A 22,652-nucleotide genomic window follows, 5' to 3' on the forward strand; every position below is an offset into this window, starting at 1 on the left:
CTGGGGGTTTTCTGGGCACAAGAAAAAGGGCGATGTCTCCATCGCCCTTTCTATCATCATTATTTTTCGAATTATTTAGCGCACTGCCCTTCTTCAGGCCTATTGGTTATAGGCACTCTCGCCATGGCTGTTGACGTCCAGACCTTCGCGTTCCTGTTCTTCCGGTACGCGCAGACCAACGATGGCGCCCGCCACTTTGAAGGCAATGAAGGCGGCCACACCAGACCACACCAGCGTGGTTACCACACTTAACAGCTGGATCCACACCTGATGCCCCATGGTGACACCCTCAGCATACCCCGTGCCACCCAGTGAAGTGGAGGTGAATACCCCGGTCAGCAAGCAACCGACGATACCGCACACGCCATGTACACCGAACACGTCACAGGTATCATCTACCTTCAGCCATTTCTTCAGCGTAACCACGCCCCACAGACCGGCAATACCGCCAATCAGGCCGATAATCAACGCCCCGCCCACGCCCACGGTGCCTGCCGCCGGCGTGATGGCAACCAGCCCGGCGATCATGCCGGAACAGGCGCCCAACAGTGAAGGTTTGCCACGAACAATCCACTCGGCAAAGGTCCAGGAGAGGATAGCACCCGCAGTCGCCACCACGGTGTTCAGGAACGCCAGTGCCGCAATGCCGTTAGCCGCGCTGGCAGAACCGGCGTTAAAGCCAAACCAGCCAATGTACAGAATGGAAGCCCCGGTAAACACCATTGGCAGGTTGTGCGGTTTGAACGCTTCTTTACCGAAACCGGCCCGTTTGCCCAACAGGTAAGCCCCCACCAGACCGGCGCTTGCGGCGTTGATATGCACAACGGTGCCGCCGGCAAAGTCCAGCGCGCCATCAGCGGCCAGGAAGCCGCCGCCCCACACCATGTGGGCAATCGGCAGGTAAGAGATGGTGAACCAGATGGCCGCGAAGATCACCACCGCAGAGAAGCGGATGCGCTCGGCAAAACCGCCCACTACCAGTGCCACGGTAATACAGGCGAATGAACACTGGAAAGCCACGTGGATCATCTGGCTAAAGGTTCCGGTGACACTATCGATACCAATGCCTTTCAGCATCGCCGTCTGGAAACCGCCGAAGAACGCATTGCCTTCGCTGAAGGCCAGGCTGTAGCCATAAAGCACCCAGAGTACGCACACCAGTGCAAAGGTGACGGTCACCTGGGTCAACATGGAGAGCACGTTTTTGGAACGCAGCAAACCACCGTAAAACAACGCGACACCCGGCAGGGTCATGAACAGCACCAAAGCGGTGCAAATCATCATGAAGGCGTTATCCGCCTTGTCTGCGACCGCCGGAGCGGCCAGTGCCAAAGAAGGAACCATGGTTACCGTACTCAGGCCCAACATGGATAAAAGTTTTTTCATTATCAATCCATCCCCATTACTTTACTGAGCCAGTGATTACAGTGCTGCTTCGTCTGTTTCGCCGGTGCGAATGCGAATGACACGTTGCAATTCGGCAACGAAAATTTTGCCGTCACCGATTTTGCCGGTGTAGGCCGCTTTACTAATGACATCAACCACTTCATCTAACTGATCGTCAGCGATAGCGATGTCGATTTTTACTTTAGGTAAGAAGTTGACGCTGTATTCGGCTCCGCGATAGAGCTCAGCATGTCCCTTCTGGCGACCAAAGCCTTTTACTTCGCTTACGGTCAGCCCCTGAATACCTACAGAGGATAGGGCTTCACGCACGTCCTCCAGCTTGAATGGTTTAATCACCACGGTCACCAGCTTCATATTGCCCCTCCACGAATTAAGCCCAAACTCACCCCTGGTACGAGTCTTATAAAGCAAAGGCTATGCCACAAATGGTTTTGTACGCTAATTCAGCAAATTAACCGGCAGGACGGCAATCGGGTGCACTGCGATGAGCCAACGACGCGCTATCGCACAGGGAATTGATTAAATATTGCGCACTATTTTGGTGCGTGACGCGTCGAAAAAGTGCAGAGAAAGGGATTTAAAACGCGGCGATGCCAGTTTGTGGTGCGTGGTGGAAAAGAAAGAAGCCGCTAAAGCGGCCTCTGACATTATGCAGTTTGTGTTTCTTCGCGGTTTGCGGCAGCCAGCTCTTCACCCACCAGTTGCAGTTGATACATCTGGTAGTAACGCCCCTGCTGCGCCAGCAGTTGCTGATGGTTGCCCTGCTCGACCGCCTGACCCCGGTGCAACACCAGAATCGAATCGGCATCCACAATGGTCGACAAACGGTGAGCGATCACCACCAGCGTGGTGTGTTCGCGGATCAAACGCAGCGCCCGCTGAATCGCTTGTTCCGTGCCTGAGTCAATGTTGGCGGTGGCCTCATCGAGGATCAGGATCTGCGGTGCCTGTACCAGCACCCTGGCCATCGCCAATAGCTGCTTCTGGCCCACCGACAGATTATTGCCCTGTTCGCCCAGCCGGGTATGAATGCCCTGCGGGAAACTGCGCACCAACTCGGCCAGTTGTACCGTTTTCAATGCCTGCCAAACCGCCTCTTCGCTGATATTGCGTCCCAGCGTGACGTTGGCCAGCACTGACTCGGCGATCACCACCGGGTCCTGCTGCACCATCGCGACACCCTGGCGCAGAGTCCGGTGTGAAAGGCTGGCCAGGGGACGTCCGTCGAGACGCACTTCACCCTGATCAACCGGGTAATAGCCCATCAGCAGGTTGGCCAGCGTGCTCTTACCACTGCCGGTATGGCCGACCAGCGCCACAAAGCCACGCGAAGGGACCGACAGCGAAATATGCTGCAGTACCTTTTTGTCATCACGGTAGGCAAAACTCAGGTCGTCAATATCAATACGGCCGCTCTCCAGTGGGCGATCGTCCGCCCCGTAGCTCTGCTGTTTGCGATCCATCAGTTCGAAAATACGCTCACCGGCCACCACCGCCTGCTGCAGGATAGACTGCTGCGATGTCAGCTCAATCAGCGGCTCATTCAGACGGCCCAGATAGTTGATAAAGGCATACAGCACACCAACGCCGATCGCCCCCTCACCGCTGAAGCCGAACAACATCAGCAGACCGCACAGTACCAACGCCGAGAACAGGCTGAGCAGCGGGCGCAGCAGGAAACCGTCCAACCGCAGCGTCTGCATACGCGCGGTATAGTGTGAACGGCTGGCGGCGCTCATGCGCTCCCCGAAACGGATCTGCTGGCGGAACTGCTGGATCACGCCCATGCCGTTAATCACTTCGTTAAAGCCGTCGTTGATGTCCGCCAGATAGCTACGTACCCGGCGCACAATAGGGATGCTGTAGTACTGATAAATGCCCATCACCACAAATACCGCCGGGAAGATGCAGATCGCCACCAGCGCCATACGCCAGTCAAGGCTGAACATCGCCACCAGCATGGCACCAATCAGCGCCGCGCTTTTCAGCACCGTGGACACCACCATCACGTACAGATCTTTGATCACCTCGGTGTCATTGGTCACCCGCGAGATCAACTGCCCGACGGGTTGGGTATCAAAGGCGCTAAGTGGTTGGCGCAACGCAGCGTCCATCACGTCAGTTCGCAGACGTTGAACCACCCCGACCGCCGCCTGGTTGAACAACAACGCCTGAAAATAGTGCAGCGCCGCCGCCAACAGCTCCAGCAGGATATAGGCTGCTGCCAGCCCGCAGACGATAGTCAGCGGTAACTGGCCCTTGGCAACGTAGTTATCGATAAAATAACTGACCAGGATCGGCCCGGCGACTTCCGCCGCCGCGGCGACCCACAGCATCACTACCGCCAGCCCCAGCGGCTTTCGATACGGCGATCCATAAGCCAGCAAGCGCTTCAGCGTCGGCCACAGCTTTTGCATCTTATTCATTGGCTTCACTCTCCTCGCCGCTTTCCGGGGCCTCATCCAATGCCGCCTCCAGTTGCTGATAGCGATACATATCGCGATACCAGCCGGGTTGAGCGGCCAGGGACGCATGCTGGCCACGCTGTGCCACAGCGCCGTGCTGGATCACCAGAATTTCGCTGGCTTCGGTCAGTGCCGAAAGCCGGTGCGCGCTGATAATCACCGTGCGGTTTTGCCCCCAGCTGCGCAGGTTATGCAGGATCTGGTGTTCGGTACGGCCATCCACCGCCGACAACGCGTCGTCGAGGATCAGGATTTCTGCATCCAGTAACAGGGCGCGGGCAATGGAGATACGTTGCTTCTGCCCCCCAGAGAGCATCACGCCACGCTCGCCCACCTCGGTTTCATAACCCTGCGGCAGGCGCAAAATATCCTCATGCACACTGGCCAGGCGGGCCGCGCGCTCAATCTGTTCCTGCGTCGCCCCCGGATTTCCCAGCGCGATGTTGTTCGCCACGCTGTCCGAGAACAAGAACGGTGTCTGGCTGACCACGGACAGCCGTGAGCGCCAATCGTCGAGTTTGACCTGGGTCAACGGCAGTCCCTGATAGCTGATCTGGCCGTCATCAACATCGAACTGGCGCTGGATCAGTGACAGCAGCGTCGATTTACCGGCGCCGGTCGGGCCACACAGGCCAAGCATTTGCCCTGGTTCCAGCTTCAGCACCACATCATGCAGCGTCGGCTGACTATTGCCCGGGTAGTGGAATGCACGGATGTCGATCGCCAGATTGCCACGCCCGGCCGGCAGCGATTGCTCACCGTCGGTCACTGCCGGGGCTTCATCCAGCAGGCTGCGAATACGGCTATAGGCCGCGCTGCCGCGTTCAACGATATTGAACATCCAGGCCAGTGCCAGCATCGGCCAAATCATCAGGCCGAGGTACATCACGAAGCTGGTCAGTTGGCCCAGCGTCATGGTTCCGTTCACCACCATCCAACTGCCACCGCCGATCGCCAGCAGATTGGCGGTACCGATGGCGATATAAATCGTCGGGTCGAAACGAGCATCCACCCGCGCCACGTGCATGTTTTTGGCACCGGTCTGGGCAGCGACGTCGGCAAACTGATTAGACTGATGATCTTCCAGACCGAACGCCTTGATCATACGGATGCTGGTCATGCTTTCCTGCGCCTGATCGTTCAGGCTGGAGAACGCCGCCTGCGCCGATTTAAAACGCTGGTGTAACTGGTCGCCATAGTACTTGATAACGATCGCCATGATTGGCATCGGGATCAGCGACAGCAGGGTTAGCTGCCAACTAATTTGGGTGCTCATCACCACCAGCACCGCCAATCCCATCACCAGCGAATCCACCAGCGTCAGCACCCCTTCACCGGCAGCGAAAACCACCCGATCGACATCGTTGGTGGCTCGCGCCATCAGATCACCGGTACGGTGACGCAAATAGAAGGCCGGATTCTGACGGCTCAGCTGGCGGTAGAAGTTTTCACGTAGTTCGACGGCAAGCTGGTAGGACGCCCCAAACAACAGCACCCGCCACACATAGCGCAGCAGGTAGACAACCACGGCGGTGCCGAGCATCAACCCCAGCCATGCCATCAGCACGCCGCCGGACATCTGTTTTTCGGTGACGCCATCCACAATGATCCCCACCAGCTTGGGCGGCAACAGTTGCAGTATGGCAATGATGATCAGCAGCACCACCGCCCCGAGGTAGCGACGCCACTCGCGGCGGAAATACCAGCCGATTTGAGCAAATAGTCTCACGCAGTTTTATTCCAGGATGTAATGGTTTTGTCTCTTGTTCTGCCTCAGCAGAGTAGGATACCACCGTTACTTTGCCAATTTGGTGAACTTTTCACTCAGGAATCGGCAGTGCAGTGGTGTATTTGATTTTTTCCATTGCGAAGCTGGAAGTGACGTCGATCAGCCCTGGTACACCGTTCACCAGACGCTTGTAAAAGCTGTCGTAGCTCTTCATATCCGCCACTTCCACCTGCATCAGGTAATCGTACTCTCCGGCCATGCGATAGAACGCCAGCACCTCTGGCATCTGCTTGGTCAGTTGCACAAACTGTTGATACCACTCGCTGCTGTGCTGCTGGGTTTTGATCAGCACAAATGCCGTCAGGCCCAGGCCGAGCTTTTCGTTATCCAGCAGCGCGACTCGTCCCCGGATATAACCGTCTTCTTCCAGCCGCTTGAGCCTTTTCCAACAGGGTGTCGACGTCAGATTGACCGCATCGGCCAGCACCTGCAGCGGCTGCGTACAGTCCTGTTGCAGCATGCACAGTAATTTACGGTCTGTTTTATCTAGCATATCGTCAACCAGGAGAATAATTTTCTCTCATTAGGCGATTAAACAGGAAAAATGGCAATCCTTTTTTCCCCACAGCAGGCTATATTATGCATCAAACAAGCCCCCTATTCTGAGGCCAGATGATGACAAATTCTTGGGTAAAATATGCTATCGGCGAAATAGAAGCGGATTTTCAACGCTCCGCCGATACCCACCTGATCCGCCTGAACCTGCCGGAATTTCCCGGTATCTGCCTGTACCTGAAAGACGAAAGCACTCACCCGACCGGCAGCCTGAAGCACCGCTTGGCGCGTTCACTGTTCCTGTACGGCCTGTGTAACGGCTGGATCACCGAAAACACCACGATTATCGAGGCCTCCTCCGGCAGTACGGCGGTGTCCGAAGCCTACTTCGCCCGGTTGATTGGCCTGCCGTTTATTGCCGTAATGCCTTCCTGCACCGCACGCCGCAAGGTTGAGCAGATCGCGTTCTACGGCGGTCGTTGCCACTTCGTCGACCATGCGGCGCAGATTTACGCCGTCTCCGAACAGTTGGCTCAAGAGCTGAACGGCCACTATATGGATCAGTTCACCTACGCCGAGCGGGCAACCGACTGGCGCGGCAACAACAACATCGCCGACAGCATCTTCCGGCAGATGGCGCGTGAACCCTTCCCGGTGCCAAAACATATCGTGATGAGCGCCGGCACTGGCGGCACCTCCGCGACTCTGGGCCGCTATATCCGCTATCAGGGGCACGACACCCGCCTGACGGTGGTCGATCCGGAAAACTCGGTGTTCTATGATTGCTTCCACCAGCGCGACCGTACCCTTATCGGCAGTTGCGGCAGCCGTATCGAGGGCATTGGCCGCCCACGCGCCGAGCCCTCGTTTATCCCGTCGGTGGTCGACAGTATGATCCGCGTGCCTGATGCCGCCAGCGTCGCCACCATCCATTGGCTGGAGACAGTTCTCGGGCGCAAGGTGGGGGCCTCTACCGGCACCAACGTATGGGGCGCGCTGCAGTTAGCGAAGCAAATGCGGGAAAACGGCGAGCAGGGTTCCATCGTCACTCTGCTGTGCGACAGCGGTGAGCGCTACCTGGACACCTATTACAACCCAGAATGGGTCAGCAATAATATCGGTGATCTGACGCCGTATCTGGCGCAGCTGGCGGATTTGTAATCGGCAGGTTCAGACGAAAAAAAGCCGGGTAAGTCTTACCCGGCGGCTGCCAATAAAGCCTCATAATTCGGGGGAATAGGTGAGGTAAGGTGAACGCAGCCAATGTTGCAAATAGTGAGCCACCGCCTGCTGTTCGCAGTGACCGATAACCTGTAGCTGTGGCAACAGCGACTTCAACTGTGGCAGGGCATTGCCCATCACCACCCCGAGCCCTACCGCCGCCAGCATTTCCTTGTCGTTCATCGCATCACCAAACGCCATACAATCCGCCATCTCCAGCCCCAGATGGCGGCTCAGCATATTCAGCGCCGACCCCTTGTTGCAGCCCAGTGGCAACACTTCCAGGCATTCATAGGCCGAGAAACAAAGATCGACACGCGCAGCAAAGTGCTGACGCAGCTGCACCTGAAGTTTCAGCAATTCCTCGTGCGGACCAACAAAACAAACCTTGCTGTTGCCGAACGCCGGTAAACGCCGCAGTTCGGTAAGCTGGTAATGGAAGCCGCTCAGATGGTGGGCCAGCAACATTTCCTCCGGCAGCGCAAACCCGGTCATCCAGCCTTCATCACGGAAGACGTGCATGCTGGCGTCGGTTCGCCAGTGGGTATGCAGCACCTCTTCGGCAATATCGGCCGGCAAGTCGGTGGCGTGCAGTTGCTGCCCCTGATTGTCATAGACCCGCGTGCCGTTGCCGGTAATCAGGTAGCCCTGCAGGCCTAACTGCGCCATGATCGGCTGCGCATCAAGATAGTGCCGCCCGGTGGCGAAAGTGACGATCATCTCCCGCTCGAGGAGTTGCTTTAGCACCGCCAGAGTTTCCGGCCCGACCCGGTGATCCGGTGTCAACAACGTGCCGTCCATATCAAAAGCCGCCAGGCGATACATAAAGACCTCGTGAATGTGAACGCGATTACAGTCCCTGCAGTATGGGATGGTATTTGCGGAAGTAATAGTGAACAATTCTGGAAAACTGTTCCGGATTTACTGATATGCGCCTGACCCACCGCCTCAGCCAGTATCAACGCCTGTACCTGCAACTCGGGAGCGCACCGGTCGCCATCACCATTGGTGAGCTGGCAGCGATGTTCTATTGCAGCGAGCGCCACGCCCGCACTCTGGTACAACAACTGCAGGATCAGGGTTGGCTGAGCTGGCAGTCACAGCCCGGGCGCGGTAAACGTGCGCGTTTGCACTGCCTGAAAACGCCGGACGAGCTGCGGGCTGCCCATCTTCAAAGGCTGCTGCAGGAGGGCGATCATCAGGGTGCGCTGGAAATGGCGCAGTTGGATCCGCAACATTTACAGGAACTGCTTAGCCCACATCTTGGTGGTCAATGGCAAGCCGGCAGCCCAACGCTGCGTATCCCCTACTACCGCACGCTCGAATCGCTGGATCCGCTGACCCTTACCGGCCGCGCCGAACAGCATTTGGTTGCCACCCTGCATGCCGGGTTAACGCGGTTTATTACCGGTAATCCCGAGCCACAATCAGATCTGGCTCACCATTGGCAAATCAGCGATGACGGCCTGCGCTGGCAATTCTTTCTGCGCAGCCAACTACGCTGGCACAACGGTGAACCACTGACCGGCCAGCAACTGCTGCAAACGCTGGAAAAACTGCAGCAGCATCCTCGCAGTCAACCCAGCCTGGCCAACGTTGCCAGCCTCAGTCTGCCCCATCCGCTGTGCCTGCAGTTTGATTTGCAGCATCCGGACTACTGGCTGGCGCACCGGCTGGCGGAGTTGCCTTGCCTGCTGACCCACCCGGATGCTTCAGGCATGGGTGCCGGCCCGTTTAAATTGACGCTGAACCAACCGCACCTGGTCCGACTGGAGCAACACCCGTTTTACCATTTGCAGCATCCCTATCTGGAGAGCATTGAGTATTGGATCACTCCCGAACTGAATGTTGGCGATGCTTATACCAGTTGCCAGCATCCGGTACGCATTACCCTTGGTCAGCAGGAAGAGATGGCGTTGGCCCGCCCGGTACAGCGCAGCATGAGCCTGGGCTGGTGCTATCTGGCGGTGAATTTGAAGCACGGCGTACTCAGTGAAGCGCAGGGGAAAAAACTGCTGATGCTGATCCAGCGATCCGGTCTGCTGGCCAATCTGCCGGTGCCCAACAGCGTCATCACCCCCAGCCACGAAATGCTGCCCGGCTGGGCAATCCCACAGCATCAGGCCGACGAGGATATTGCCCTGCCCGCCAAATTGACGCTGTTGTATCGGCCACCGGTGGAGCTGGAAACGGTCACAGTGGCCTTGCAGCAACTGTTGGCGCAACATGGCTGCGAGCTGGAGCTACGCTACTACGCGGGCAAACGTTGGCAGAGTATCGAACAAATAGAACAGGCCGATCTGCTACTGGCGGATAACCTGATCGGGGAATCACCGGAAGCGACGCTGGAAAGCTGGCTGCGGCAGGATACGCTGTGGCGGGGTATCCTGCCCGACGCTCGCTGGCAGCATCAGCAACAAACGCTGCAACAGATCCAGCAGCTCCCGGCACAGCCGCCGCGATATCAGCAATTGAAAGACTATTATCAGCAACTGATGGCGGCAGCGATCATCACTCCGCTGTTTCACTATCAGTATCAAATCAGCGCGCCACCGCGCATTCATGGCGTTACCCTGACCGCCCACGGTTGGTTCGATTTCTGTCAGGCCTGGCTACCACCGCCGGTGGACACCATGGGATCCCCTGCGACAAACTAAGTCTGGCTGGCTCTGCGGTAACCAGACATTTCTGCTACCATTGTTGCCGCAACGCATTTTTATCCTACCGCCCGAATGTGTATCGGGTAAGGTCTCAGCAATAATTTGAGGTTATTTTATGAAGCGCGCGGTTGTCGTTTTCAGCGGTGGACAAGATTCCACGACCTGCTTGATTCAGGCATTGAAACAGTATGATGAAGTTCACTGCGTCACCTTTGACTACGGCCAGCGCCATCGCGCCGAGATTGAGGTGGCTCAGGAACTGTCGGTGGCCCTGGGAGCCAAGGCGCATAAGCTGCTGGACGTAGGCCTGCTCAATGAGCTGGCGATCAGCAGCCTGACCCGTGACAACATTCCGGTTCCCGCCTACGACAGCACGCAGAGCAATGGGTTACCGAGCACCTTTGTGCCAGGTCGCAACATTTTGTTCCTGACGCTGGCAGCGATTTATGCCTATCAGGTCGAAGCTGAAGCGGTGATCACCGGCGTCTGTGAGACTGACTTCTCCGGCTACCCTGACTGCCGTGACGAGTTTGTCAAAGCGCTGAACCAGGCAATAGTGCTGGGCATCGCCCGCGATATCCGCTTTGAAACGCCACTGATGTGGCTGAACAAGGCAGAAACCTGGGCACTGGCGGATTACTACCATCAGTTGGATCTGGTGCAACAGGACACCCTGACCTGCTACAACGGTATTAAGGGTGACGGCTGCGGTGAATGTGCGGCCTGTCATCTACGCGCCAACGGGCTGAAGCAGTACCAAATAAACAAAGCCGAAGTGATGGCGAGCCTGAAGCAAAAGACCGGTCTGGTCTGATTGAATAACGGCGGCACGGGCTGCCGCTCGTTGCTTTACTGATCTTCTGGCGGCGTGAGCACCTGCAGGTGTTCGCGCAGTTGTCCCTCAATCGGCAAGGCCCGTTGGGTTTTCAGATCGACACAAACGAAGGTCAGCAGCGCATCCGCCACCTGAGCCCCCGTGGCATCCTGCAATACCTTCTGGCTCAACACGCCACTTTTGCCGTTTAGCTGCACCATCTGGCTGTCAATACGTAGCTTGTCGCCCAATACTGCCGGGGTGCGATAGTTAATGTTGATGTTCACCACGATGAAAGCGATGTTATTTTCCGTAATCCAGCGGAAGCCTTCCTGATTCTCCAGCCAATCCCAACGCGCCTCTTCCAGAAACTCCAGATAGCGGGCGTTATTCACGTGCTGATAAACATCAAGATGATAACCACGAACTTTGATAAAAGTCTGGTGCATAGGAAACGGCCACTCCTGCCTGGTGATTACAGAAAGAAGGAGCCGCAAGCGACTCCTTCACCCATTTGGTCAAGATGCCAAACTGGTAAGACCTGTAAAATGTAGCAGAGGAAAAAGGGCTGCATTATCACTTTGCCACGCAGCCGTGATCGAAATCACATTTTGAGCCGCGTGCGATTCCTTTCAAACAGTGCAGGCCCAATGCCCGGTACTTCCTGAAGTTGCTCAATCTGCGTAAAGGGGCCGTTCTGCTCACGGTAGCGCACAATGCTCTCCGCTTTCTTCAACCCTACCCCTTTGAGCATGCTGGCCAGTTGTTCGGCATCGGCCTGATTGATACTGACCGACGCCTCATCATTGACAGCCGCTCCGGCCTCTGCACCTTGTCCTGCATTACCCGCCGGCACGGACAGCACCGGTTGCCCAGCCCCCACTTTCTCTTCCGCGGCCACCGATAGCCCGGCCAGGGAGAGCAGTGCTACGGTCAGCAACGCTTTGAAGCTGAAAGCCTTTACCGCTTTTATTTCTGTAAGTTGCATGCTGTGTCCTCCTTGTGTTTAACAGCAAGCTCACCTTGCCGCAGCGGGCAAACTTCAGCAATTGGCGGATTTCAGATATGGAAAAGGCCGCGAAAGCGGCCTTTGAGGATTACATTGCGTTGCAGAAAACTGCGGCGCTTTACTGAGGTTGCTGCTGCTCAGCGGCACCCATGGTGATCTTGGCTTCTTTTCGCAGGCTGGCCAGCAGAGAGTCAAAGGACACACCGGTCGAACCTTCTTCCATTTTGCTGACGAAGGTTTTCATTTCTTCTGCCGGCAAGGTGCCAGGGTTGACTGCATCCAGCGCAATCAGCACCACGTTGTCCTGACGATCCTGCGACATGCCATAAACCGGCTTGCCTTCCTGCGGATGCGGCAACGCGAACACGCTCTGCACCAACTGGCTGTCTTCCGGCGCACGAGCCATCTTCTGCACGCTGCCAAAGCTCAGACCGGCCGCTTTCATCGCCTCGTCGCCCTTACCCTGTTTCAGCTCAACCAGCAGTTTCTCGCCCTGCAGTTTCGCTTCCTGTTCCGCTTTGTTGCGTTTGACCAGCTCCGCCACGCGATCTTTCACCTGGTCGAAGGGTTCAATGCCTTCCGGCTTGTGGCCAGACACGCGGATCACGAAGGCACGGTCGCCATCAACGGTGATCACGTCGGAGTTGCTGCCCGGAGAACCGCCCTCGCCAATCAGTGTGCCGTCGAAAATCGACTGAATGACCGGTTTGAAGTTCAGCGCTGCCGGAATATTGTCGCGGGTAAACCAGTCGGTATGTGCCGCTTTCACACCAGCCGCTTCTTCGGCTGATGCCAGAGACTCGTTATCGCTGGTAGCCGCTTCACTGACCTTCTGCTGCAGCGCGTAATAAGCGTCTACGGCTTTCTCCTGCTTAACCTGCTTGGCGATGGCGTCACGCACTTCGCTCAACGGCTTCACTTTCTCCGGCTGAATGTCGTTCAGACGGATCACCAGATACCCCACTGAGGACTTCACGACGCCGGAAAGCTGGCCTTTTTCGGTCAGGTTAGCCTGCTTCAGTTCGTCTGCCGTGGTGTCCGGCTCCAGCCAACCCAGCTCACCGCCAGTACGGCGTGAGATGATGTCGGTAGATTTGTCTTTCGCCAGCGTGGCGAAATCGCCGCCTTTTTTCAGTTCGTCCAGTACCGCATTGGCTTCCGCCTCGGTTTTCAGCTGGATCACGCTGTAGTTCTTGCGCTCAGGCTGGCCGTAGCTGCTTTTGTGCTGGTCGTAGTAGGCGCTGATATCCGCATCGGCTACCGTTACCTTGTCCTGCATGGAAGCGGCATCCATTGGGATGTAGCTTACTTTGACCTGTTCTGGCGCAATGAAGCTGTTCTTGTTCTGGCTGTAGTAGTCTTTCAGCTCGTCGTCGGTCACGGTCTGCTTGGCCTGCAACGCTTTCAGATCCAGCGTAGCCAGACGCACATCGCGCTGTTGCAGCACCAGTGCCGTCATGTCCTGAGCTTCGGCAGGCAGAATGAAGCCTGAATCGCCAAAGGCCTGGATCACCTGCTGGTTAACCAGCTGCTGACGCATGGACTGCGCAAAGTTATCGGCGGTGTAACCCATGCGGCTAATCAGATCGAGATATTTGGCGTTATCGAACTGGCCGTCAGTCTGGAAGTAAGGCGCCTTGCGGATGGCGTCTTTTACCTGATCGTCGCTGACGCTCAGGCCTAATTTCTTGGCATATTGGTCCAGCAGCATGTTGTCGATCAACTGTGACAATGCCTGGTGGCGCATCTGCTGCATATAGCCTTCGTTGCCCGCCAGTGCAGAGAACTGGTCACCCAGCTGTTGCTGCATGCGGCTGCGTTCGCTTTGGAAAGCCTGTTCCAGCTGAGCGCGCTCGATCACCTGACCATTTACTTTCGCTGCATAATCGCCGGAACCGCCGATCAGGTAGTTACCCACCCCGGTCAAAATAAATGACAAGATGATCAGGGCCAGGATGATTTTGAGCACGACGTTATTAGCTGCCGCGCGTAAATTGTCCATCATAGTGTGACAACACTCCGCTGTGATGTGGATTAAAAACACCCTTGCGCAGGCGCGTTCCCTGCGACAAAAATAAAAAAAGCGCATCAATCTGATGCGCCTTATATCTTACCTTACCAGCACCGTTGCGTCAGGTGATTGTTTATTACAAAGCCCTGTAACGCTAAACGGTTAGACGCAAACAATCAGTTTACTGCGTCTTTCAGCGCTTTCCCTGCACGGAAGGCCGGAACTTTGGCTGCCGCGATGGCGATCTCTTTACCGGTTTGCGGATTACGGCCAGTACGGGCCGAACGCTCACGCACGGTGAAGGAACCGAAACCTACCAGGGCCACATCATCCCCTTCCTTCAAGGATTCAGTAACAGATGCAATCACTGCATCTAAAGCACGCCCAGCTGCCGCTTTGGAAATATCAGCACCTGCGGCAATTTTGTCGATCAGTTGTGACTTATTCACTCTATCATCCCCTCTAGAATTCAATCGTCGCACCGAAAAATCCCTACGGCGCGACAGCGCAGCTGTTATATCAATCCCATCGTGCCTTGGCAAGCCACCGAAAGCGTGACAAAACGCGGGCCGACAGCTGTCTAACTTAGCGGTACAAAAAAAGACTGGCAAGTCCGAATTGACTTGCCAGCATAAGTTTTATCAATGGTTTTTGCGATACGTCACTATTTTGCCGCTACCGGCAGTGCGCCGAAGGCCGGATTCAGCAACGCAAGGTCCAAAACTTCATCAATTCGTTGCACCGGATGAATATCCAGATCGGCGATAACATTCGCCGGGATCTCTTCCAGATCGCGCTTGTTCTCATACGGGATCAGCACGGTTTTGATACCGCCGCGATGGGCCGCCAGCAGTTTCTCTTTCAGGCCACCAATCGGCAGTACCTGACCACGCAGCGTGATCTCGCCGGTCATCGCCACATCGGCGCGAACCGGGTTGCCCGTCAGGCAGGAAACCAGCGCGGTACACATCGCAATACCGGCGCTCGGGCCATCCTTCGGTGTAGCGCCTTCCGGCACGTGCACGTGGATGTCACGCTTCTCGTAAAAATCAGGGTTAATCCCCAATTTATCCGCGCGCGCACGCACTACGGTCAGTGCAGCCTGAATCGACTCCTGCATCACTTCACCGAGCGAGCCGGTGTAGGTCAGCTTACCCTTGCCCTGTACGCAGGCGGTTTCGATGGTCAGCAGATCGCCACCCACTTCCGTCCACGCCAGGCCGGTAACCTCACCCACGCGGTTTTCGGTATCCGCACGGCCGTAGTCGACACGCTGTACGCCCAGGTAGTCTTTCAGGTTGTCGCCGTTGATCTCAATATGCTTGATCTTCTTGTCCATCAGCAGCGTTTTCACCGCTTTACGGCACAACTTGGAGATTTCACGCTCCAGGCTACGTACCCCAGCTTCACGGGTGTAGAAGCGGATAATGCCGGTGATGGCGCTATCGTCGACCGTCAGCTCACCTTTTTTCAGGGCGTTACGCTCAAGCTGCTTCGGCAACAGGTGCTGCTTGGCAATGTTAAGCTTCTCGTCCTCGGTGTATCCGGACAGGCGGATCACTTCCATACGGTCCAGCAGCGGCGCAGGAATGTTCATCGAGTTCGAGGTAGCCACGAACATCACGTCGGACAGATCGTAATCCACTTCCAGATAGTGATCGTTAAACGCCACGTTCTGTTCCGGATCCAGTACCTCAAGCAGTGCTGAGGCTGGGTCACCGCGCATGTCGGAAGACATCTTGTCGATCTCGTCCAGCAGGAACAGTGGGTTTTTCACCCCAACCTTGGCCATTTTCTGGATCAGCTTGCCCGGCATGGAACCGATATAGGTACGACGGTGACCGCGAATTTCCGCTTCGTCACGCACGCCACCCAACGCCATACGCACGTACTGGCGACCGGTCGCTTTGGCGATCGACTGACCCAGCGAGGTTTTACCTACGCCAGGAGGCCCTACCAGACACAGGATAGGCCCTTTGATTTTGCTGACGCGGCTCTGTACTGCGAGATACTCAAGAATACGGTCTTTGACGCGCTCCAGGCCGTAGTGATCGATATCGAGCACTTCCTGCGCCTTGAGCAGGTCTTTCTTAACCTTGCTGCGCGCATTCCACGGCACCTGCAGCATCCAGTCGATGTAGCCGCGTACCACGGTGGCTTCCGCAGACATTGGTGACATCATTTTCAGCTTTTGCAGTTCCGCTTCGGTTTTTTCACGCGCGTCTTTCGGCATTTTCGCCGCTTCGATCTTGCGCTTCAGCGCTTCATGCTCGTCTGGCGCATCGTCCATCTCGCCCAGTTCTTTCTGAATCGCCTTCATCTGCTCATTCAGATAGTACTCGCGCTGACTTTTTTCCATCTGTTTTTTGACGCGGTTACGGATGCGTTTTTCAACCTGCAGCAGGTCGATTTCCGATTCCATCATCGCCATCAGGTATTCAAGACGTTCAGTGATATCGAACATCTCCAGTACCGACTGCTTGTCGCTGAGTTTCAGCGGCATGTGCGCAGCGATGGTATCCGCCAGGCGTGCAGCATCGTCGATGCTGTTCAATGACGTCAGCACCTCCGGTGGAATTTTCTTGTTCAGTTTGATGTAGCCTTCAAACTGATTGATTGCAGTGCGCACCAGCACTTCTTGTTCACGCTCATCAATCGCAGGTGACTCAAGATATTCGGCCTGGGCAGCAAAATGCTCTCCGCTGTCGGAAAGCGTAGTAATACGCGCCCGCTGCAGACCTTCGACCAGCACTTTTACCGTGCCATCAGGCAATTTCAGCATTTGCAGGATCGACGCTACGGTGCCGACAGAGAACAAATCATTAATACCAGGTTCATCCGTTGAGGCCTCTTTCTGTGCCACCAGCATGATCTTCTTATCATGATCCATTGCTGCTTCGAGGCACCGAATTGATTTTTCCCGGCCAACAAATAACGGGATCACCATGTGCGGATAAACCACCACGTCGCGCAACGGCAAGACGGGGATTTCTATGCGTTCGGAACGCTCAGGGTTCATAGAGCTCTCTCTTAAGTTTAACTTCCGCCAGGTTGAGGGGGAATCTCATGAGACGCAAGCATCAAACGTTTCATAAAATCTGGTTAATGAGTATATGGGGATGAATCTCTTACATTCAACGGCAGAATGCAGGAAATAAAAATGGGGGATAAAATCCCCCATTTTGACATTAACTTTCTGGTTTGACTGGCGAATTATTCGCCTGAAGCCTGTGCTTCCGGTTTACCGTAAATCAGCAAGGGTTTGGACTGGCCGGCGATGACCGACTCGTCGATCACCACTTTGTCGACGCTGTCCATTGATGGCAGGTCGTACATGGTGTCCAGCAGCGCGGCTTCCACGATGGAACGCAGACCGCGAGCACCGGTTTTACGCTTCATGGCCTTCTTGGCGATGGCGTTCAGTGCTTCTTCACGGAATTCCAGTTCCACACCTTCCAGATTGAACAATGCCTGATACTGTTTGGTCAGGGCATTTTTCGGCTCTTTCAGGATCTGGATCAGCGCATCTTCGCTCAGCTCACTCAGCGTAGCCACCACCGGCAGACGACCGATGAACTCAGGGATCAGACCAAACTTGATCAGATCTTCCGGCTCGGCCTGCAGCAGCAGTTCGCCTTCGGTCGCTTTCTCAGCCTCACCCTTCACGGTGGCGCCAAAACCAATACCGGAACCGGTATTCACGCGCTGACCGATCACCTTATCCAGGCCGGCAAAGGCGCCGCCACAGATAAACAGGATTTTCGAGGTATCAACCTGCAGGAATTCCTGCTGCGGATGCTTACGGCCGCCCTGCGGCGGAACGGCGGCAATGGTGCCTTCGATCAGCTTCAACAGCGCCTGCTGCACGCCTTCACCCGAAACGTCACGGGTAATCGACGGGTTGTCTGACTTACGAGAAATCTTATCGATTTCATCGATGTAGACGATGCCGCGCTGAGCTTTCTGCACGTCGTAGTCACACTTCTGCAGCAGCTTCTGGATAATGTTTTCCACGTCCTCACCCACATAACCGGCTTCGGTCAGCGTGGTGGCATCGGCCATGGTGAAAGGCACATCCAGGAAGCGTGCCAGCGTTTCCGCCAGCAGGGTTTTACCGCTACCGGTAGGACCAATCAGCAGAATGTTGCTTTTGCCCAACTCGATACCGTTGCTGGTATCGCCGTTGCGCAGGCGTTTGTAGTGGTTATACACCGCGACTGCCAGCACTTTTTTCGCCGGTTCCTGACCGATGACGTAGTCATCCAGGTGATGGCGGATCTCGTGCGGCGTCGGCAGCGCACTGCGCTCACGATGCGGTGAAACTTCTTTAATCTCTTCGCGAATAATGTCGTTACACAGGTCAACACATTCATCGCAGATATACACTGACGGACCGGCAATCAGCTTACGCACTTCATGCTGGCTTTTGCCGCAGAAAGAGCAGTACAGCAGCTTTCCTGAACCGTCTTTGCGCTTATCTGTCATCAGTAAACCTCTTCTTTAGTCTTTGTCCCGCAGGAAAATCACGGCGGCCGTGCGCCCCGAATTCATACCGGGAATGCCGATAATGCTCACCAGAGCGAGCCACGCCCGCTCTGATTACTATAGTCTATCGGCTCGCACAATTATCTCGCCAGCCGCGTGGTGTTACTTGCGGTGCGTCAGAATACCGTCAACCAGACCATATTCTACCGCTTCTTCCGCGGTCATAAAGCGATCGCGCTCGGTATCGCGTTCGATCTGCTCCAGTGTCTGGCCGGTGTGTTCTGCCATCAGCTCATTCATACGCGCCTTCACCTTCAGGATTTCACGCGCATGGATTTCGATATCCGTCGCCTGGCCCTGATAACCGCCCAGCGGCTGGTGGATCATCACGCGTGAATTCGGCAGACAGAAGCGCTTGCCCTTGGCACCGGCAGTCAGCAGGAAGGAGCCCATCGAGCACGCCTGACCCATACAAATGGTGCTGACGTCCGGCTTGATGAACTTCATGGTGTCATAGATTGACATGCCTGCGGTGATCACGCCACCCGGGGAGTTAATGTAGAGGAAAATGTCTTTTTCCGGGCTTTCTGCTTCGAGGAACAGCATCTGCGCCACAATCAGGTTGGCCATGTGATCTTCGACCTGGCCGGTCAGGAAAATAATGCGCTCTTTCAGCAGGCGGGAATAAATGTCGTAAGAACGCTCCCCGCGTGAAGTCTGCTCTACCACCATCGGCACCAGGGCCATGTTAGGTGCAAATTGATCTCGTTCGCCACTGTATGACATTACCGTCTCCTAATAGAAATTGCCTTGGCGGCCAGGGTTACACCCTATTACACCGATTCTACTTGAGAACGGTCATGATGACTATGCTCAAGCATTCGACCCACGCCACACGTACCCGACGGTTTTTTTATCCCGCGCACTCTGGCAAACAGCCTATACCCGTCATCTTTCAAGTCGCAGCGTTGTTACCTGCACTCGCTCACCCCAGTAACTTACTCGAGTAAGCGCCTGGGGATGAGCGAGCTGGGCGCCTAGCTGCAACTTGAAAGCTATAGGGTATATATATACATTTTACAGATTGGGGCCACTGTCAGAATTTCAAGCCCGGCGGCGTATTTTTAGCGGTTATCCTGCACACCTTCGCTGCGGGTGATAACCATCATGCCAGACTGTTGCAAGATCAACAGTGTAAATATAGTGCATATTGTCACGCTTAACCTGAGATTAATCAGCAACGTGGCAAAAAGAAAAGCCCGCAACCGAAGGTTACGGGCTTTTTTAACGCCGGGACCGACCAGGCGGCCCCGAGAGCGCAACACGTTGCGCCCTGGCGTACAGACATTACGCCTGTTGAGTCTGGTTCATCAGCTCGCTGAAGGTAGTGGCTTTCTCAGTCACTTTCGCTTTTGCCAGCAGGGCTTCAACCGCTTGTTCTTCCAGAGCAACGTTGCGCATGTTGTTCATCAGCTCTTTGTTTTTGCTGTAGAACTCAACAACTTCACTTGGATCTTCGTAAGCGGAAGCCATTTCTTCGATCAGCGTTTTAACGCGATCTTCGTCAGCTTTCAGATCGTTGGTGCTGATCACTTCGCCCAGCAGCAGACCGACAACGACGCGACGCTTAGCCTGCTCTTCGAACAGTTCGCGTGGCAGTTCCAGCGCTTGCTTCTCGTTGCCGCCGAAACGCTGTGCAGCCTGACGGCGCAGAACGTCAACTTCGCCGTCGATCAGCGCAGCAGGAACGTCGATTTCGTTAGCGCTGACCAGGCCGTCGATTGCCTGAGTCTTGATGCGGTTACGCACTGCGCCTTTCAGCTCGCGCTCCATGTTTTTACGCACTTCAGCACGCAGGCCTTCGGTAGAACCATCAGCCACGCCGAAACGTTTGATGAATTCTTCAGTCAGCTCTGGCAGTTCACGCTCTTCAACTTTCTTCAGAACGATGTCGAACTTAGCCGCTTTGCCCTTCAGATTTTCAGCGTGATAATCTTCTGGGAAGTTAACGTCGATAGCGAATTCTTCACCGGCTTTATGACCGACCAGACCTTCTTCGAAGCCTGGGATCATGCGGCCCTGGCCCATGGCCAGTACGAAATCAGAGGCTTTGCCGCCTTCGAATTCTTCACCGTCGATAGAGCCTGAGAAGTCAACGGTCACGCGGTCTTCAGCCTGAGCTGCGCGGTCGGTCTCTTTCCAGGTCGCCTGCTGCTTGCGCAGGGTGTCCAGCATGGTATCAACGTCAGCGTCGTTAACTTCAACCACTGGCTTCTCAACTTCGATGCCATCCAGGCCTTTCAGCTCAACTTCCGGATACACTTCGAACTCGACGGTGAAAGTGAAATCTTCACCTTCTTTGTACTCGCCCGGCACGTAGTTTGGTGCGCCAGCCGGATTGATCTTTTCTTTGATGATCGCATCAACGAAGCTGCGTTGCATCGCATCGCCCAGTACGTCCTGACGAACGGAAGCGCCATAACGTTGCTCAACGATGTTCATCGGTACATGGCCTTTACGGAAGCCATCGATACGAACGCTTTTTGCAGCGTTGATCAGCTCTTTTTTAATAGCCTGCTTGATTGTATCAGCGGGTACAGTAATAGAGAGACGGCGCCCAAGGCCTTGAGTGGTTTCTACTGAAACTTGCATCTTGTTACCTCAAAAAAATCACAGTGCTCGGTCAACTCCGTTCCAAGAACCAGGACGGCTACATTACAGAACCGAGTTTCCTGATGACAGAAGCGTCCCGAAACCATTCCGGAAAAATAAGACGCGACATTATAGCGGCGCATGCGGAGCGAGTCGAGGAAAGCAAGGCGGCGGCGGCGCGCTAAAACTCACACTTTTGCCGATTTGATCGCCAAAAGGCCGCCGAAGCCGACCCGGCCTTGGCTGCATTGCGCATCGGCTGTGTCGTCGTCAAAAACAGAAACGGCCCGCAGGCCGTTCCAAAATTCGTCTGTAGTAATACCCCAAATCGTGGTCAAAGTTCCACTGATACCGCAAATTTAGCCGTCAGGCCAGGGTACCGGCCCCACGACAAGGGGGAGAAACCGGCACGGTATCCTGCAACCCTTCCCACTCTTTCAGGGTATAGGTGTGCAGTGCCAGCGCATGCACGCCATCGGATAACTCTTCCGACAGAACGCCGTAAATCGAGCGATGCCGCGTCAAGAAACGTTCGCCGACGAAGCGATCGCTGACCAACACCACCTTGAAATGGCTTTCTGAGCCCGCCGGAACGTTATGACGATAGCTTTCATCAACGACTTCCAGATACGCGGGCTCAAATGCCGCCCTTAACTTTGCTTCTATTTGCTCGCGAATCATAGGATCTCCTTACTACACCGGCAGAGGACCGTCCCCATCTATTTCAATATTAGCCGCTTTCTTCCCGTTTAGACCATTCCTCAGCTAAATTTCTCTTCTTTGCGGGTAAAAAACGGCCAACATCCGCCGTCGCTTGAGGTTTTTCTGATTGAGACGGTCAAAAAAGCATGTTTTTATCAACGGCAGGTAAAAATTTGTCACTCCGGTGCGTTCTGCGCTTCCTCCGGCCGGCGGCGATGCTATGATGTCGACAATTTGTTGTTGGCTATCCCGCTCTGATTATTACAGAAAGCTTGCTCAAATCGGCCTCTCTGTCATGGGCTGTTTGCGTCGGCTTAAAATCCATCGAGAATGAGACAGTAACTATGTTAAAGAAACTTTGCCTTCCACTGTTGGCCGCACTGCTGCTGGCTGGCTGTGCTACCAGCAGCAACACCCTGAACGTCACGCCAAAGATCGTCTTGCCACAACAGGATCCGACGCTGCAAGGTGTGACCATCAGCATTAACGGTGCGGATCAGCGCCAGGACCAGGCACTGGCGAAAGTGAACCGCGACGGTCAGTTGGTGACCCTTACCCCATCCCGCGATCTGCGCTTCCTGCTGCAGGAAGTGCTGGAGAAACAAATGGGCGCGCGCGGCTATATGATCGGTGCTGACGGTGCCGTTGACCTGCAAATTGTGGTCAATAACCTGTATGCGGACGTCTCCGAAGGCAACCTGCGCTACAACATCACCACCAAGGCCGATATCTCTATCACCGCCCAGGCGAAGAACGGCAACAAGCAGGTGAAAAACTACCGCTCAACCTATAACGTGCAGGGCGCCTTCACGGCGACCAACGAGAAAATCACCAACGCGGTCAACACCGTGCTCGGCGACGTCATTGCCGATATGGCGCAAGACACCAGCGTCAACGATTTTATCAAGCAAAACGCGCGTTAAGCCACGAACGCCTTGTGCC

General features: G+C 55.4%; 20 protein-coding genes. 4 read left to right on the forward strand and 16 right to left on the reverse strand.

Annotated features, from left to right (window positions below):
* Positions 1-99: 99 nt before the first annotated feature.
* The 5 genes from amtB to BEI65_RS04270 form a co-directional block, all read right to left on the reverse strand.
* Positions 100-1,386, reverse strand: coding sequence for an ammonium transporter AmtB (amtB, locus tag BEI65_RS04250; protein ID WP_157765418.1), 1,287 nt, complete (start codon positions 1,384-1,386; stop codon positions 100-102).
* Positions 1,387-1,422: 36 nt separating this feature from the next.
* Positions 1,423-1,761 carry a P-II family nitrogen regulator gene (gene glnK / locus BEI65_RS04255; protein ID WP_012005549.1) on the reverse strand — a complete coding sequence of 113 codons (339 nt, stop codon included), beginning with the start codon at positions 1,759-1,761 and terminating at the stop codon, positions 1,423-1,425.
* A gap of 293 nt (positions 1,762-2,054) precedes the next feature.
* Positions 2,055-3,833: a multidrug efflux ABC transporter permease/ATP-binding subunit SmdB gene (gene smdB / locus BEI65_RS04260; RefSeq protein WP_099062274.1), complete on the reverse strand. Its 1,779-nt coding sequence runs from the start codon at positions 3,831-3,833 to the stop codon at positions 2,055-2,057.
* Positions 3,826-5,601 (reverse strand): SmdA family multidrug ABC transporter permease/ATP-binding protein, encoded by a 1,776-nt coding sequence (locus BEI65_RS04265; protein ID WP_099062275.1) that lies wholly within the window; start codon positions 5,599-5,601, stop codon positions 3,826-3,828. Before BEI65_RS04265 ends, smdB begins: the two co-directional genes overlap by 8 nt.
* A 91-nt stretch (positions 5,602-5,692) precedes the next feature.
* On the reverse strand, positions 5,693-6,154 hold the full coding sequence (locus BEI65_RS04270) for an Lrp/AsnC family transcriptional regulator (protein ID WP_085115469.1): 462 nt from the start codon (positions 6,152-6,154) through the stop codon (positions 5,693-5,695).
* 122 nt (positions 6,155-6,276) lie between these two features.
* Here BEI65_RS04270 and BEI65_RS04275 point away from each other — a divergent pair, with 122 nt between their 5' ends.
* A complete protein-coding gene (locus BEI65_RS04275) occupies positions 6,277-7,317 on the forward strand; it encodes a PLP-dependent cysteine synthase family protein (RefSeq protein ID WP_085115535.1) in 1,041 nt (346 codons plus the stop codon).
* Positions 7,318-7,377: 60 nt separating this feature from the next.
* On the opposite strand, the gene cof is transcribed toward BEI65_RS04275, so the two are convergent.
* Positions 7,378-8,202 (reverse strand): HMP-PP phosphatase, encoded by an 825-nt coding sequence (gene cof / locus BEI65_RS04280; protein WP_099062276.1) that lies wholly within the window; start codon positions 8,200-8,202, stop codon positions 7,378-7,380.
* 104 nt (positions 8,203-8,306) lie between these two features.
* Here cof and BEI65_RS04285 point away from each other — a divergent pair, with 104 nt between their 5' ends.
* Both BEI65_RS04285 and queC read left to right on the forward strand, forming a co-directional pair.
* Positions 8,307-10,034, forward strand: coding sequence for an SgrR family transcriptional regulator (locus tag BEI65_RS04285; RefSeq protein ID WP_099062277.1), 1,728 nt, complete (start codon positions 8,307-8,309; stop codon positions 10,032-10,034).
* A 118-nt stretch (positions 10,035-10,152) separates the two neighbouring features.
* On the forward strand, positions 10,153-10,851 hold the full coding sequence (gene queC, locus BEI65_RS04290; protein WP_099062278.1) for a 7-cyano-7-deazaguanine synthase QueC: 699 nt from the start codon (positions 10,153-10,155) through the stop codon (positions 10,849-10,851).
* 35 nt (positions 10,852-10,886) lie between these two features.
* Here queC and BEI65_RS04295 read toward each other — a convergent pair whose 3' ends face one another.
* From BEI65_RS04295 to bolA, 10 genes are all read right to left on the reverse strand, one after another.
* Positions 10,887-11,300: a thioesterase family protein gene (locus BEI65_RS04295; RefSeq protein WP_099062279.1), complete on the reverse strand. Its 414-nt coding sequence runs from the start codon at positions 11,298-11,300 to the stop codon at positions 10,887-10,889.
* A 155-nt stretch (positions 11,301-11,455) separates the two neighbouring features.
* Positions 11,456-11,839, reverse strand: a complete 384-nt coding sequence (locus BEI65_RS04300) for a ComEA family DNA-binding protein (protein ID WP_099062280.1) — start codon at positions 11,837-11,839, stop codon at positions 11,456-11,458.
* Positions 11,840-11,978: 139 nt separating this feature from the next.
* Positions 11,979-13,865, reverse strand: a complete 1,887-nt coding sequence (gene ppiD / locus BEI65_RS04305) for a peptidylprolyl isomerase (RefSeq protein ID WP_099062281.1) — start codon at positions 13,863-13,865, stop codon at positions 11,979-11,981.
* A 182-nt stretch (positions 13,866-14,047) separates the two neighbouring features.
* The gene (gene hupB / locus BEI65_RS04310; protein ID WP_085115462.1) at positions 14,048-14,320 is read right to left on the reverse strand and encodes a nucleoid-associated protein HU-beta; all 273 of its coding nucleotides are present in this window, start codon (positions 14,318-14,320) and stop codon (positions 14,048-14,050) included.
* 215 nt (positions 14,321-14,535) lie between these two features.
* Positions 14,536-16,890, reverse strand: a complete 2,355-nt coding sequence (lon, locus tag BEI65_RS04315; protein WP_099062282.1) for an endopeptidase La — start codon at positions 16,888-16,890, stop codon at positions 14,536-14,538.
* Positions 16,891-17,084: 194 nt separating this feature from the next.
* Positions 17,085-18,356 (reverse strand): ATP-dependent protease ATP-binding subunit ClpX, encoded by a 1,272-nt coding sequence (gene clpX / locus BEI65_RS04320; protein ID WP_085115460.1) that lies wholly within the window; start codon positions 18,354-18,356, stop codon positions 17,085-17,087.
* A 162-nt stretch (positions 18,357-18,518) separates the two neighbouring features.
* A complete protein-coding gene (gene clpP / locus BEI65_RS04325; RefSeq protein WP_012005535.1) occupies positions 18,519-19,142 on the reverse strand; it encodes an ATP-dependent Clp endopeptidase proteolytic subunit ClpP in 624 nt (207 codons plus the stop codon).
* Between the two features lie 561 nt (positions 19,143-19,703).
* A complete protein-coding gene (gene tig / locus BEI65_RS04335; protein WP_099062283.1) occupies positions 19,704-21,008 on the reverse strand; it encodes a trigger factor in 1,305 nt (434 codons plus the stop codon).
* Positions 21,009-21,196: 188 nt separating this feature from the next.
* Positions 21,197-21,346: a hypothetical protein gene (locus BEI65_RS26945; protein WP_153857822.1), complete on the reverse strand. Its 150-nt coding sequence runs from the start codon at positions 21,344-21,346 to the stop codon at positions 21,197-21,199.
* A gap of 28 nt (positions 21,347-21,374) precedes the next feature.
* On the reverse strand, positions 21,375-21,689 hold the full coding sequence (bolA, locus tag BEI65_RS04345) for a transcriptional regulator BolA (RefSeq protein ID WP_099062284.1): 315 nt from the start codon (positions 21,687-21,689) through the stop codon (positions 21,375-21,377).
* Positions 21,690-22,054: 365 nt separating this feature from the next.
* Here bolA and BEI65_RS04350 point away from each other — a divergent pair, with 365 nt between their 5' ends.
* Complete coding sequence (locus tag BEI65_RS04350; RefSeq protein WP_099062285.1) at positions 22,055-22,633, forward strand: lipoprotein; 579 nt, start codon at positions 22,055-22,057, stop codon at positions 22,631-22,633.
* Positions 22,634-22,652: the final 19 nt, after the last annotated feature.

Origin of the sequence: Serratia sp. BW106, from assembly GCF_002607755.1 — a bacterium.
Lineage (GTDB): Bacteria > Pseudomonadota > Gammaproteobacteria > Enterobacterales > Enterobacteriaceae > Serratia > Serratia proteamaculans.